The sequence below is a fragment of the Endozoicomonas sp. ONNA1 genome, from assembly GCF_024606325.1.
Taxonomy (GTDB): domain Bacteria; phylum Pseudomonadota; class Gammaproteobacteria; order Pseudomonadales; family Endozoicomonadaceae; genus Endozoicomonas_A.
Genome location: NZ_JAHHPN010000724.1, coordinates 1 through 14,134, shown reverse-complemented (window position 1 = coordinate 14,134; position 14,134 = coordinate 1). Strand labels below are relative to the sequence as shown.

Genomic DNA, 14,134 nt, shown 5'->3' with positions numbered 1-14,134 from the left:
CAAATATTTTTTATCGCCTCTGGTATTGCGCTTATAATAGCGACCCATTCAGCAGTAATGAGCCTGACAGCAAGACTATGTTTCGAATAGCCATCAACGGGTACGGCCGTATTGGCCAGTGTGTTCTTCGTGCTCTTTACGAGAATGGTTATCGCAAAGACTTGCAGGTCGTTGCCATCAACGAGCTGTCTGATCAGGACACCCTGACCTACCTGACCCGCTATGACACTACCCACGGTCGCTTTCCCGCCAGAGTGGAGTCTTCAGAAAATCAGCTCATAGTAGCAGGCGACCGAATCCAGCTTATTCACGAAGCCCGGCCTGAAAATATTGACTGGAAAAGCCTTGATATTGATCTGTTACTGGAGTGCTCAGGGTCATTCAGAGAAAGGGCGTCAGCGGAACAACACGTAGAGAGTGGTGCCCGTAAACTGCTTTTTTCACAGCCTGCAAAGCCGGATGTAGACGCCACGATTGTCTTTGGTATCAATGAGCAGGATCTCAACCGTGATCAGCGCATTGTCTCCAGTGCTTCCTGTACCACCAATTGCATTGTGCCTGTTATCAAGACCCTGAATGATGCCCTTGGTATAGAGTACGGTAGTATCACAACTATTCATTCAGCGATGAATGATCAGCCGGTAATCGATGCATACCACCATAGCGATCTCAGGCTGACCCGAAGTGCGTTGCAGTCGATCATTCCTGTGGATACCGGACTGGCAAGGGGTATTGACAGACTGCTTCCTGACCTTCGGGGCTGCTTCAAAGCCAATTCCATCCGGGTGCCCACCATCAATGTTTCGTGTATGGATCTCTGCGTTCATGTCAAACAGGAAACAACAGCAGAAGAAGTCAACCGGATTCTGGAACAGGCTACCCATGGTCGTCTGGAAGGAATTCTGGGCTTCTCCAATGAACCCCACGCATCAGTAGACTTCAACCATGATGCCCGCTCATGTGTGGTCGACGGTACCCAGACCAAAGTAACTTCTGGCAAGCTGATCAAGCTGCTTTGCTGGTTTGATAATGAGTGGGGCTTCTCCAACCGTATGCTCGATGTAGCCAACTACTGGCTGAGGCAGTGAAAAAGCTGACCAGTCGATTGCATTCCCGGAGTATTGCTTATTCAAAATCTATATCAAAAAAAATTGATATAGATTAAGGTGACTGTTAGACTTCAACCTGTTTTTCGGTAATTACGCATAACAGGATTATACCCATGAGCGCCACTCCTGCAGTTGTTCAGAGCTTTACTGACTATCGGGTTGCCGACATTTCCCTGGCCGAGTGGGGTCGCCGCGAAATACAGATCGCTGAAGGTGAAATGCCTGCCCTGATGGCTATCCGCCAGAAGTACCAAGATCAGCAGCCTCTGAAAGGAGCGAAGATCATGGGCTGTATTCACATGACCATTCAGACCGCTGTACTGATTGAGACCCTGGTCGATCTGGGTGCTGATGTACGCTGGTCTTCCTGTAACATCTTCTCCACCCAGGATCATGCTGCTGCGGCAATAGCTGCTGCGGGTATTCCTGTATTTGCCTGGAAGGGGGAGACGGAAGAAGAGTTCTGGTGGTGTATTGAACAGACCATTCTGACAGAAGGTGGTCAGCCCTGGGATGCCAATATGATTCTGGACGACGGCGGCGACCTGACTCTGATGATGCACGACAAATACCCTCAGATTCTGGATAACATCCACGGTATCTCCGAAGAGACCACTACCGGGGTTCATCGTCTGCTGGAAATGCTCGAGAAAGGCACTCTGAAAGTACCGGCGATCAACGTTAACGACGCGGTTACCAAGAGCAAGAACGACAACAAATACGGCTGTCGTCACTCATTGAATGATGCTATCAAGCGGGGTACAGATCACCTGCTTGCGGGTAAAAAAGCCCTGGTGATTGGTTACGGTGATGTCGGCAAAGGTTCTGCTGCTTCCCTGAGTCAGGAAGGTATGATCGTAAAAGTCACCGAGATTGATCCTATCTGCGCCATGCAGGCCTGCATGGACGGTTTTGAAGTGGTGTCTCCATACATTAACGGTCTCAACGACGGCACTGCTGCCAGTATCAACACAGACTTATTGGGCACTACCGATTTGCTGGTAACCACCACCGGTAACCTGCACGTTTGTGACCGTGAAATGCTGAAAGCGCTGAAGAGCAGCTGTGTTGTCTGCAATATTGGTCACTTTGATACCGAAATTGATACGGCTTTCATGAGAGAGACATGGGCGTGGGAAGAAGTTAAGCCTCAGGTCCACAAGATCTGGCGTGACAAGGACAGCAATGATCACCTGATTCTGCTCTCCGAAGGTCGGCTGGTCAATCTGGGTAATGCCACAGGTCATCCGTCTCGTATCATGGACGGTTCATTTGCTAACCAGGTTCTGGCCCAAATTCATTTGTATGAAGAAGGCTTTGCCAACCTGCCCGCTGACGAGAAAGCCCGGAGCCTGTACGTGAAGGTTCTGCCCAAGAAGCTGGACGAAGAGGTGGCAAGCTACATGGTGGAGGGCTTTGGCGGGGTCATCACCCAGCTGACCGAACAACAGGCAGACTACATTAATGTTGCTGTTGAAGGTCCATTCAAAGCGGATGAGTACAAGTATTGATCAGCATTGAGCCTGCGCCTCTGTGCAGGCTCCTGGCGCTTATAAAGAACCACAAGCGCCAGAGCAGTGACGAAGGTTTAAATTAAAGATGACGACTAGCGATAAAAAGCTGACTATCAGCTTTGAGTTTTTTCCGACCAAAACGGAAGAGGGTGCTAAAAAGCTTGATCAGACCGCGATCGAGCTCTCCAAATGCCAGCCAGAGTTTTTTTCTGTAACTTATGGTGCTGGTGGTTCCACCCGTGACAGAACACTTGATACCGTATTGAGTGTTCGCAATTGCACTGATATTCCTACTGCCCCTCATCTCTCCTGTGTGGGCGATAGCAAAGCCCGGTTGAAAAGCCTGCTGGAGCAATACCGGAGTCTGGGAATTAATCGAATCATTGCTCTACGCGGCGATCTGCCATCGGGTATGGGGCGCTCAAACGGAGAGTTGCAGTACGCTAATGAACTGGTGGAATTTATCCGGGCAGAAACCGGTGATCATTTTCATCTGGAAGTCGCTGCTTATCCGGAAGCCCACCCTCAGGCGCAAAACTTTGAAGCGGACCTGGTTCACTTCAAACGCAAGGTGGATGCAGGGGCCAGTTCAGCCATTACCCAGTACTTCTTCAACGCTGACAGCTATTTTAACTTTGTCGATCGTGCCAGAGGTCTGGGGATTGATCTGCCGATTATCCCGGGTATTATGCCTATCACCAACTACACCCGTCTGGCTCGTTTCTCCGATGCCTGCGGTGCAGAAATTCCAAGATGGGTTCGCAAGCAGCTGGAAGCTTATGGTGATGATATCAACAGCATCAAACAGTTTGGTGAAGAAGTGGTCACCCGGATGTGTGAAAGACTCGTTGAGCAAGGTGTTCCCGGGCTGCACTTCTATGCCCTGAATCAGGCTGCACCCTCCAAAGCAATCTGTCAGAACCTCAAGTTGTTCTGAACCCGCGGCCGGAGGCCGGGAGTGCTTTTGGCCTTAATCCATTGTCTTTTCTCACTCTCAGGGAGTCACGACCTTGCCATGGGAACGTCATGAGAAATCCTCGAATCTATACCGATCAGCCTTTGGCAAAAGGTCAGGTCGTTGAGTTAACCGACAGTGCTGCCAACCATGTCGGTAAGGTTCTTCGCATGAAGCTTGAGGAGCCCCTTGTCCTGTTTAATGGCATTGGGGCGTCGTGGCAGGGAACGATTCAGTCTGTTGCAAAAAAAACCGTTACTGTTGTCCTGGAAGCAGAATTGAGTCAGGTCACGGAATCTCCCTTGAAAGTCCACGTGGGTCAGAGTCTTAGCAGAGGTGAGCGAATGGATTACGCTATCCAGAAGGCCACCGAGATGGGCGTGACTGAAATAACGCCGCTCTTTTCTGAGCGCTGTGAAGTCAAGTTGAATGCAGAACGTCAGGCAAAGCGAGTCAGACACTGGCAACAGATCGCTATCAGTGCCTGTGAACAGTGTGGTTTGAACAGAGTTCCGGTTATTCACTCGCCTGAGTCTGTGGTGGGCTGGATGGCGAAGCAAAACGCTGACCTGAAGTTTGTACTTCACCACCGAACCGAAAAAAAACTGGAGAGATTTGATCAGCCAGAAACGGTTACTCTGTTGATCGGTCCGGAAGGTGGGTTGACTCAGGAAGAAATTACCAGCGCGGAGTCGTCAGGCTTTCGAGCGCTGGCACTGGGTCCCAGAGTTCTGAGAACGGAAACCGCTCCGATCACTGCAATCAGTGTGATGCAGTATCTCTGGGGCGATCTGTAATTATTGCTGACAGCTGTTGTTCCACTTTTTCAAGATCAGGAATGGCGGCGGGGATACCCCTGATAATGACCCTGGATGTTTCTGCTGAACCTTTAGTGTTATTGGCTTCGATAGCGGGCTGAAGTTCACCCGCTGTCAGATCCAGAGCCTGAGGAATGCCCTGTATCACCATGCCATAAAAAGGCAGCTGTTCATTCCCGGTAATGCTGTGCATAACAGCAATCCTTGCTGTGGCAGAGAATTCTGCAAAGCGACCACCATTGATTCGTTCGAAGGAAATCAACGGGAGCGCTTGTCCCCGCCAGTCAATTTCACCAAGCAACCATGGGCTTGTCTCACTGCCACCGGATGGACGACTGTAGTCCACAACATCGGCAATACAGGAGACAGGGAGCAGAAGCGGTTTCTGCTGCATTGGGATCAAACGGGAGTTCAGGCATCTGCTCTTTATTCGCTCAGGGCTGCTCATCCGCTCAGGGCTGTTCACCTGTTCAGGGCTGTCAATCTGTTCAGCACTGCCGGTCATGACGCTACTCCTTTATTGATTATTGTGAGCTTTGGCTCCGATCAATTTTTCGATGGAGGCCAGCATTTCATTTTCCTGAAAAGGTTTACCCAAATATTCATTAACACCCAGGCTGAAGGCTCTGGCTTTATGTTTCTCACCGGTTCTGGAGGTGATCATGATGATCGGCAAAGACTTCAGTCTGCCATCATTGCGAACGGCACTGGCCACCTCATAGCCATCCATCTTCGGCATTTCGATATCCAGAAGTATGATGTCATAGCTGCTTTCAGCCAGCCTGGTCATGGCTTCGACACCGTCCCTCGCAGTTTCAACCAGGTAGCCATTTCGCTCCAGCAGACGGGTGGTTACTTTACGTACAGTCACTGAATCGTCCACCACCAGAACACGCTGGATGGTTTCTGCTTCTTCTTCCATCTGGCTGGTCAGTTCTACACAGTGCTGTTCAATCCGGTGTCTGTGAAACAGTGTGGCAGGATCGATAATGATGGCGACACGGCCATCTCCAAGAATAGTGGCACCATTGACACCTACAAGACCAGCAAACTGTGGACCCAGACTTTTGGCAAAAATTTCACTACCACCCATGATTTCATCCACGTGCAGAGCCAGATTCTTGCCGCCCCGCTGTACGATCACAACCGGGCACTGTTCGGGCTGAATTTTGGGGTTAGCATCCCCCAGAAGTTCCCCCAGGAAGATGAGCTGGTGCCCCTCACCGCCGTACTGCAGGGGGGTATTGTTCTGGTAGCAATCGATCAGGACTTTGCGATCCAATACCGTAATACCATCAATAGCCTGCATAGGCAGGGCGTAAAGGTTGTCGGCAACCTCAACCATCAAGGCACGGTTTACCGACAGAGTGAACGGTAAACGGAGCTTGAAGGAGGTGCCTTTGCCAGGCTCGCTATTAATCTGGATGCTACCACCCATCTGACGCATTTCAGTATTGACCACATCCAGACCCAGACCTCGACCGGAAATTTGGGTGACAGATTCAGCCGTACTGAAGTCTGGCTCCAGAATCAGCTGGGCAATCTCCTGGTCGGTTAGCTCATCTTCCGGAGTGATCAGATGTTTTTCCAGTGCCTTGGCGTGCACTGCCTGAAGATTGATGCCCCGGCCATCGTCGCTGAGTTCAATAACAATGTCGGCACCATCCCGGGCGATAGCAAGCGTCAGATTGCCGGTTTTTGGTTTGCCCAGTCTCAGACGGTCCTCAACAGACGGCTCAATACCGTGGTCAATGGCATTTCGAAGCAGATGTTCCAATGGTGCGAGGATCCGTTCCAGCATAGTACGGTCCATCTCACCTTCGGCGTTGGTGACATTCAGGTTAACCGGCTTGTCCAATTCAGTTGACAACTGACGGGTAATCTTACGAAGGCGCGGCAGTAGACGACTGAATGAAACCATTCGGGCCTGCATCAATTTTTCCTGAAGCTCAATCAGAGTTCTGGATTGTTGAAGCAGCAGGGATTCTGCATCACGATTTTTTTCCTGAATACCTTCCTTCAGATCCTGAAGGTCAGTCGCAGATTCAACGAGCGAGCGGGATAGCTGGCTTAGTTCTGAATACTGGTCCATTTCCAGCGGATCAAATTCAGGGTTACTGCCGTACTCTTCTTCAAAGGTGGAAATAATCTGGGCCTGAGTTTCGGTATCCAGACGACTCAGTTGTTCTTTTACCCGGTCGATGGTGCTGTTCATCTCCACGAGGATGCTACCGATGTCGTGAATCTGCTGCTCAATACGACCCCGATGAATATTCGACTCACCAGAAAGATTAATCAACGATTCCAGAAGCTGCGCAGGGACACGAATCAATTCGATATCCTTGGACAGCCTATGGGCTGCGCTGCTGGTAACAGGCGTTTCTATGCGTGTCGTCGCAAGAGCAGGCTCTTCTACGATAATTTCAGGCGCATTAGAGGCATTTTTTCCGGATTCGGGCTCTCTGAAAACGTCCTTGTTCAGAGGTTCTTCAACAAAAACCAGAGTGTCACCCACTGCCGTGTCCGCGGGCTGTTCACAGGTTGTGTCAGTCTCTTTTTTGACCCGACCTAAATAGTCAGGAAGAACCTCTAAAGGTGCTTGAGTGGTTGCAGGGGTGGGCAATTCTGCTTCAGAGTCATTATTGATAGCCCACATCTCCAGCTTTTCTACCATCGGAATGACTGAATCGGGTGTCTGCTGGTGTTTAAGGGCAATCAGCATCTGGTCGACCTGATCGTGAGCAGCCTGCAACAGGTGAACCGGTGCTTTATCTGCAGCACTTCTGCCTGTGGCAATAGCACTGTAGATAGCTTCAATGGCGTGACTGAGATCACCCAGTTCCGGCTGATCAGCCATTCGAGCACTGCCCTTGAGAGTATGCAGAGAACGCTGCAGATCGGTCAGGGTTGTCAGGTTCTCGCGATTATTCAGCCAGTCATCCAGAGCATGGTGGCAATCTTCTGCAAGATCAGTAGCCTCCTCCAGGAACAGTTCCAGCAGTTCAAGGTCATGCTCTTCCAATTCCGTTTCAATGTTGAGAGCCGCTGCCTTCTCAGTAACTATGGGCTCCAGCAGCATTTCTTCAACATCTTTAACAACGACAGTTGCTTCAGCCTCTGGCTCAAGAGCAGGTTGCTCTTCAATGGCAGGCTCTTTTGTCAGGGACTCCAGAACGACTTCTTCAACTTCAGGGCTTTTAATCACGAACTCTGGAGTAGATGACGCCAGAACAACCTCTTCAATTTCAATATTTTCAAAGACGGGCTCTGCCTGAGCCGCTTCAGCGACGAGCAGAGCTTCCAGAGACTCCCTGAGCTCTGCAAATACCGATTGCGGTGGCACCGGAGTTTGCTGGGCTGCAACCATATTCATCATATCGACCAGGGCTTCAAAGCCGTTGGATAGTGGTGCTGCAAGAACCCCCGGTAGAATGTTTTGATGCTTGTCCAGATAGTTCATGACATCCAGAAGCACGTCACATAGCTCAGCCAGAGACGTTAGTCGTGCTTCGTTTGCCCGTTCAGCCAATATTGTCAGTTCTTTCTGGAACAGTGCCAACTCTTCCCCGGGTAGAGCGTTGCGCCAGGTAGACAGATACTCATCGGCATCCAGCAAAAGGCTCAGATCGCTGTGGGCAAACAGCTGGGTATCCTGACCGCCAGTGTATTTTCTTTTGGTGGACTGTGCCTTATATTGCTCGGAGATGAGCTGGGCATTAAGTGCTTCCAGCCAGGACAGGTAATTTTCAGAGTCCAGTTCTGGTTGCCCGGGTGACAGGGCCAGCTGCTCGAGGCCGTCTTCAATTAGCTCAAGACCCTTCTCCAGCATACTGATCACCCGGTCATTGGCCGGAATCAGGTGAGCTCTGAAATCCTTGATGTTCTTTTCAAGGGCAACAATGATCTCAGCGAGGGGGGCTATCTCTGCCATCAGGGCAATACCCTTCATGGTATGGAGAGAGCGTTGTACCTGGTCACTGATTTGACGTTTACCGCCCTGAACTTTTACCTGGTCAACAAAGGATTGGACGACTTCCAGATGAGCCCTGGACTCGCCGAGAAATACGTTGAGCAGTTGGATGTCGTAAGCATCCTGTTCGGTCGACTCTGAAATGTCTTTCTGAACCTGTATCTCTGCTTCGGACTCTGGCACTGGCTTTGATAACGCTTCAACAATGGCCAGTTGCGTCACCATTGGGTCGGGTTGATCTGTCCGCTCGAAATCGATATCCGGATCACTGACGATGGCGTCATCAATAGAGTCTTCCTCGTCCTCAATGGTGTATTTCTCACCTTTGGATAAGGCATCTGCCTGCTCCATGCAGACCAGAACATCGTGAGTCAGAACCTGACTCTGCTCGGCAAAGTCCGAAATCAGTCCCGGCAGCATATGGGTAACCCGGCTAACCAGTTTGCTCAATTCAGGGCTGTTATGTACGGTTCCGTCGATCAGGCGGTTCAACATGTTTTCTATGGACCATGCCAGCTCACCCACAACGCTGGCGCCCACCATGCGACCACTGCCTTTCAGGGTATGGAAAGCCCTGCGGACATCTTTCAGGGTTTTGAGGTCATCCTGATCATTGACCCAGCCCGTGACGCCTTCAGTCAGTTGCGCCTGAACTTCGCCGGCTTCTTCAATGAAGACTGCCAGTAGCTCGTGGTCGATGATGCTTTCCTGTTCGGCAGGGACTTCTTCGACTATCGAAGCAAGGGCTTGCGGCTGTCCGGGCTCAGCCACCCGTGAAGCTTGAGTCGGAGCCTCTGCCTCTGCGCTGCCTGACGTGGTGAAATTGAACTGGACCACATCGTATGGGCTGACTTCTACAGGTCTTTGTCTGTTGGTGAGGGTCACAGAAGCCTGAACTGCCAGATCATTGGTTTCTGTTGAACTCTGTTTTTCTTCCGCCAAGGGCTCTTGTAATTGATCTTCATCGAGGGTGACGGGGGCTGACCCGTCCAGAAAGCTTTGCTCATCAATCTGCAATTCCAGAGAGCTCTCAGCCAGAGTGTAAGAACCCTCAGCCGGTGGGTAAGAGCCTTCTGTCTGTTCAGAAAAGACTTCATTTGGTTTGGCGGGACTTTCAAGCTGTTCAGGATCGGTCACACGCAGGGCAGACAGGCTTGCTTCTGCGACATCCAGAATGACTTCATGTTCTTCCTGATTTTTGTCACTCAACCTCTCCAGGTAGTATTCAATGCTGGTCACTGCATCAGCCAGGTATTCCAGTTCCATTTTTTCAGGTGTTTTACTGTTTTCTACCCACTCTTTACTGATGTGTTCTGAACAGGCTCTGACCAGATCGGCGGCCCGGGTCAGAGGTGTCATGGACAAACCGCCCTGGACTTTATGGAGCAGTTCGGGAATTGGGCTCAAGAAGTCCGGGTGATGATGACTGTCCACAAAATCAACGATGGCATCTTTGCTCTGCTCAAGATAATAGCGAGCCTCTTTGATAACCGCCTGATAGACTTCTTCCAGCAAGGGTGAGCCATCGCTTGTCTGCGGACCTTCGCCCGCAGCGTATCTGGAGAGTGCAGTCTCAAGATCAAGAATGGTGCCTGCTACCTCCATCAGATGCTCTTCAGCATTTTGACCGCTATTGATCACATTCTGGATCAGCGCTTTTTTCTGCAGCAGTCGGCTTTTCAGGTCGTCCATGCCCAGGATGGTCAGGGTATCCGCCACTTGCTGAATGACCGGTAGCTGGGTTTGCAGAACCATTGGATCAGGGTCGGCTGAGAGAAGATAAAGGTCCAGTGCTTCCTTGACACCTGTCAGCTCATAGTTCAAAGCTTCCACAACAGGCTGGGTAGCATTCACGCCCGTCAGAATATCCGAAATACCTGCCTGAGCCCTGTTCAGTTCTTCTTCCAGATGGTAGCGCGATTTCAGGGCACCGGTGAAACCATCATGACCTGCTGAAGTGGCGATGCAGTAGAGCAATCCCCGAAACAGTGCATCATCGGGATGAGTATTGATGAAGGGAGCACCCTGTTGGATGAACAGACGGATCTGGCCATCCAGTTCTCTGAGCAAATTGGCGACATGGATGTTCTGTACGATCGACTGATTATCCAGCCCTTCAGTCAGGCCAATACTGGCTTCCCAGAGGGGAGAAAGGGGAGTGCCCCAGGAAAGGTCCTGAAGTTTGGCAAACAATTTGGCCAGAATTTTAATCTGTTGAGTCCGGTTCTGACCTCGCAGATAACCTGCGAGCGTCAACTGATATTTCTGTCGTATTTTTCTCAGTAATGGTACCAAACCACTCTGTTCAAGCGTGTCCAGCTGTGATGGCTCGACAGGATCGATCAGTGAGTGGGTATCCGGAAAGAAAAAAGTGGCCTCCGACAGAGGATCTTCGCCCCGCAGCTGCCGCAGTTCATTGATCAGCGGCAGAAGCGACAATGGACGATCAACGCCACTGTTCAGAGTCTTTTGAATGTAACCTGGCAGCTGCAAGGTAGCTTGCATCAGGACTTCCAGGGCCACACCCGCATCAGGCACCCGCTCACTGAGCAAGGCCTCGGACAGTTTGTTCATTTCCAGGCTCAGGTGGGTTGCACCTTCATACTGCAACATTTTGAGTGCGCCATGGATCTGGCTGAATGAGCTCTGCCCGGCATTGATATGGGCGGGGTTGTCTGGCTCTTGCTGGTGCTTTTCCAATGCCTGGCGGGCTTCAACGAGCGTCTGCTCAATCTCTTCCTTAACCCAGTCCAGGCCTGCATAATCCTGTTGTTCAGCCATTGCCGGCCCCCGTTATTCCGTGCCAGCAACCCATGCTGCTGGAATAAAAATACTCATCAGACGGTTATTTCGTCTTCTTGCGCTGTATTCGTCGCTCCACTTTCTGCTGCTGAAGGCAGGCGGAAGCCGGATACAGACTGACGCATTTCCAGAGCCATTTCCGCCAGGTTACCTACCGAACCGGCTGTTGCTGTGGTACTGGAAGCCGTCCGGGTGGTGATGTCACGGATGGTGGTCATACGCAGGGCTATCTGTTCTGCAGAACCAGTCTGCTTCTTCGCTGTGTCGGAAATGTTACGGATCAGATTGGCGAGGTTACTGGATACTTTCTCAATCTCTTCCAGGGCAACACCCGCATCCTGTGCCAGTCTGGCACCGTTTACCACCTCTGAAGTGGTTTGTTCCATGGAGATAACGGCTTCGTTGGTATCAGTCTGGATGGTGGATACCAATGCCTCAATCTGTCTGGTTGCGCCGGATACACGTTCCGCAAGACGCTGTACCTCATCCGCCACCACTGCAAAGCCCCGACCGGCTTCACCTGCCATGGAGGCCTGAATGGCGGCGTTCAGGGACAGAATATTGGTCTGGTCTGCGATATCGTTGATCAGGGCAATGATGTCACCAATTTCCTGGGAGGACTCGCCCAGACGCTTGATGCGCTTTGAGGTGTCCTGAATCTGTTCACGGATAGTATCCATGCCCTCGATGGTATTACGCACTACCTGACCACCACTGGTGGCAATTTCTAACGATCTTTCTGCTACCTGTGCTGACTCGGAAGCGTTTGCGGATACGATGGTCATTGACTCGCTCATGTCGTTGACCGCCTGGCTGGCATAGTTGATTTCTTCTGCCTGATGGCCTGCAGCTTCAGCCAGTTCTTTCGCGGTACTCTGTGTTTCCTGAGCTGAGGTATCGACTTCCACCGCTGTTTCGTTGATGGTCTTAACCAATGCCCGGAGCTGCTCAATAGAGACGTTTATGGAGTCGGCGATGATACCAGTAAAGTCTTCGGTGACTGTTGCCTGTACGGTCAGGTCACCGTCCGCGAGACCATCCATTTCATCCAGCAGTCGCTGGATGGCAGCTTGGTTGGCTTCATTTCGGGCGGCAGTTTCAGCCAGACGCTGACGGGTGTCTCTGACGATGGCCACGGCGATAATCAACACGGAGAGCAGCGCAACTACACCGGCAATACTGATGATGGTGTTGTTGATCAGGCGCTGGTCCGTCAGAGTCTCGAAGGTGTCTACGAGAATGGAAGTCTGTTGCAGCAATTGCTGGGAGTCAGTGAAAATCTGGTCAGAAGCGGCACGTACCTGGAACAGTTCCGGGGAGGTCTCCAGAATCTCGTCAACACTGCCTTCTACAAATCCGAACAGGTCGGAGATTTCGGCCAGACGATCAATAGCTTCTTCATCGGTGACCTGACTGATGCGCATGGCCAGGTTACCTTCCAGCATACCGTTCAGTACTCGACCAAACAGCTTGGCGTCACGACCAAAGCTATCTGCTGCCATAATGGAGTCTTCACCCCCTTCCAGTACTTTCGAAACACTTCGAATAATGCGTTCTGCGAGCCATGGCTGACGCTGTGCCAGTGCGATCTGGTCATTGGGAGCACCACTCTCAAGAAGAATCTCCACCACCTCGTCATACTCTACCTGCAGCTGGGGAATGGTTTCACCCAGTGTTTTTGCCACATCGTGCAGGGCCAATACGGTTTCTTCTGCGGCCAGAATGTTGTCCGCTTCTATTTTCAATTCAGACCAGGCTGCGTCGAGCGTTTCGATCTGAGTTCTGGCGTGTTTGTCACCGGGACTAAGAAACGGAGCCACAGAAAGTCTGGTGTTTTTCAGGGAGGTAAAACGTGCATCGAACTCATTCCGTGCTTCACGCAACAGGACAAAGGCTTCTTCCTTACCAGCCGAAGCCTCGGTGGCACTGGTTGCAATTCGCTGAGAGAGTACCCGGAGCTCGCCGGCGTCAGTCAGATGCTGTTGGTCAAGTTCACTTTGTTGGCTAATAAAAATAAATGAGCCGGTGATAACGGAAAGAGAGACGATTAACAGGATAATCGAGGCCAGAATGGCTCGGCTTGCCCCTGCTCCCTGGGCCTTGGTTGCGGTTTTGCCTTTCATTATTGTGGTCCCCGGTGACTTCTTCGGAATGCTCGCTTTGTTGTTTGTTTTTGTTCGAATGCTTTTTATCGTGTAACCTCTTTCGTCACCTGTGGTGAGGAAAGATGGTTTCTGTTTCTTATCCAGCTTAAAGCTGATTACGCTATGGCTGCTTTGAGAAAGCGAGAATCATTCACTAACAGCTGCGTATTGAATACCATGTAATCTTTTTCTTGCTGATAATGACCAACAGTAAATGGTTTAGCTTCATCAAAGAGATGGTCAGGTACTGCATCGCTGAATTGGCTGGTGGAAAAATGCACCATCCCCTGCACTTCATCAACGATTAGACCAACAGATACTTCTCCCCGCTCAACCATCATAATCCGGTTGGTCGATGTGTGACTGTCTCTGACCTTACCCAGAAACTCTCCCAGATCTATGATGGGAAGTAAACGCCCGCGTACGTTTGAGACGCCTTTTGCCCAAGGTTGTACACCTGGGAGGGGGGTGGTGGACGGAACGGGGAGAATGGCCGTTACCTCACCAATCTGTACGGCAAATTGCTGATCATTCAGTGTGAAGCCAACGCCACTCCAAGACTCTACCCGTGCCTGTTTTTCAGGAAGGTCAAAAGCATGCTGGCTGACCTTGGCATCCAGCGCCACCAATGCCTCAAAAGGGGTGTGGGGGTTATTCATGCTGGTTTGGTTTCCAGAACATTATCCAGTGTTTTGAGAAGGGTTCCTTCACTGATAGGCTTGGTCAGATAATCTTTCGCACCTTGCCTGATTCCCCAGACTCTGTCGGTTTCCTGGTCTTTGGTGGTGACAATCACTACCGGAATATGGGAAGTGTCCTTAC

The 14,134-nt window shown here is 51.0% G+C and carries 9 protein-coding genes; 4 read left to right on the top strand and 5 right to left on the bottom strand.

The window, feature by feature from the left end; genetic code table 11:
- Nucleotides 1-77 precede the first annotated feature (77 nt).
- From KDK19_RS17195 to KDK19_RS17180, 4 genes are all read left to right on the top strand, one after another.
- On the top strand, nucleotides 78-1,088 hold the full coding sequence (locus KDK19_RS17195) for a type I glyceraldehyde-3-phosphate dehydrogenase (RefSeq protein WP_257281272.1): 1,011 nt from the start codon (nucleotides 78-80) through the stop codon (nucleotides 1,086-1,088).
- Between the two features lie 134 nt (nucleotides 1,089-1,222).
- Nucleotides 1,223-2,620, top strand: a complete 1,398-nt coding sequence (ahcY, locus tag KDK19_RS17190) for an adenosylhomocysteinase (protein WP_257281273.1) — start codon at nucleotides 1,223-1,225, stop codon at nucleotides 2,618-2,620.
- A gap of 88 nt (nucleotides 2,621-2,708) precedes the next feature.
- Nucleotides 2,709-3,560 (top strand): methylenetetrahydrofolate reductase [NAD(P)H], encoded by an 852-nt coding sequence (gene metF, locus KDK19_RS17185; protein ID WP_257281274.1) that lies wholly within the window; start codon nucleotides 2,709-2,711, stop codon nucleotides 3,558-3,560.
- Between the two features lie 89 nt (nucleotides 3,561-3,649).
- Entirely contained in the window at nucleotides 3,650-4,375 is a 726-nt protein-coding gene (locus tag KDK19_RS17180; RefSeq protein ID WP_257281275.1) for a 16S rRNA (uracil(1498)-N(3))-methyltransferase, read from the top strand.
- On the opposite strand, the gene KDK19_RS17175 is transcribed toward KDK19_RS17180, so the two are convergent.
- The 5 genes from KDK19_RS17175 to KDK19_RS17155 all read right to left on the bottom strand — a co-directional run.
- Nucleotides 4,341-4,901, bottom strand: a complete 561-nt coding sequence (locus tag KDK19_RS17175; protein WP_257292449.1) for a chemotaxis protein CheW — start codon at nucleotides 4,899-4,901, stop codon at nucleotides 4,341-4,343. The two genes, KDK19_RS17180 and KDK19_RS17175, sit on opposite strands and share 35 nt — an antisense overlap.
- 12 nt (nucleotides 4,902-4,913) lie before the next feature.
- Nucleotides 4,914-11,147, bottom strand: a complete 6,234-nt coding sequence (locus KDK19_RS17170) for an Hpt domain-containing protein (RefSeq protein WP_257292448.1) — start codon at nucleotides 11,145-11,147, stop codon at nucleotides 4,914-4,916.
- Between the two features lie 56 nt (nucleotides 11,148-11,203).
- The gene (locus tag KDK19_RS17165) at nucleotides 11,204-13,291 is read right to left on the bottom strand and encodes a methyl-accepting chemotaxis protein (protein WP_257292447.1); all 2,088 of its coding nucleotides are present in this window, start codon (nucleotides 13,289-13,291) and stop codon (nucleotides 11,204-11,206) included.
- 137 nt (nucleotides 13,292-13,428) lie between these two features.
- On the bottom strand, nucleotides 13,429-13,971 hold the full coding sequence (locus tag KDK19_RS17160) for a chemotaxis protein CheW (protein WP_257281279.1): 543 nt from the start codon (nucleotides 13,969-13,971) through the stop codon (nucleotides 13,429-13,431).
- Nucleotides 13,968-14,134 (bottom strand): response regulator (locus tag KDK19_RS17155; RefSeq protein ID WP_257292459.1); only part of this gene is annotated, 167 nt, incomplete at its 5' end. The genes KDK19_RS17155 and KDK19_RS17160, both read right to left, overlap by 4 nt.

Coding starts and splice junctions, on each gene's coding strand:
- KDK19_RS17195 (WP_257281272.1), top strand. CDS start 78: ATGTTTCGAATAGCCATCAACGGGTACGGCCGTATTGGCCAGTGTGTT.
- ahcY (WP_257281273.1), top strand. CDS start 1,223: ATGAGCGCCACTCCTGCAGTTGTTCAGAGCTTTACTGACTATCGGGTT.
- metF (WP_257281274.1), top strand. CDS start 2,709: ATGACGACTAGCGATAAAAAGCTGACTATCAGCTTTGAGTTTTTTCCG.
- KDK19_RS17180 (WP_257281275.1), top strand. CDS start 3,650: ATGAGAAATCCTCGAATCTATACCGATCAGCCTTTGGCAAAAGGTCAG.
- KDK19_RS17175 (WP_257292449.1), bottom strand. CDS start 4,901: ATGACCGGCAGTGCTGAACAGATTGACAGCCCTGAACAGGTGAACAGC.
- KDK19_RS17170 (WP_257292448.1), bottom strand. CDS start 11,147: ATGGCTGAACAACAGGATTATGCAGGCCTGGACTGGGTTAAGGAAGAG.
- KDK19_RS17165 (WP_257292447.1), bottom strand. CDS start 13,291: ATGAAAGGCAAAACCGCAACCAAGGCCCAGGGAGCAGGGGCAAGCCGA.
- KDK19_RS17160 (WP_257281279.1), bottom strand. CDS start 13,971: ATGAATAACCCCCACACCCCTTTTGAGGCATTGGTGGCGCTGGATGCC.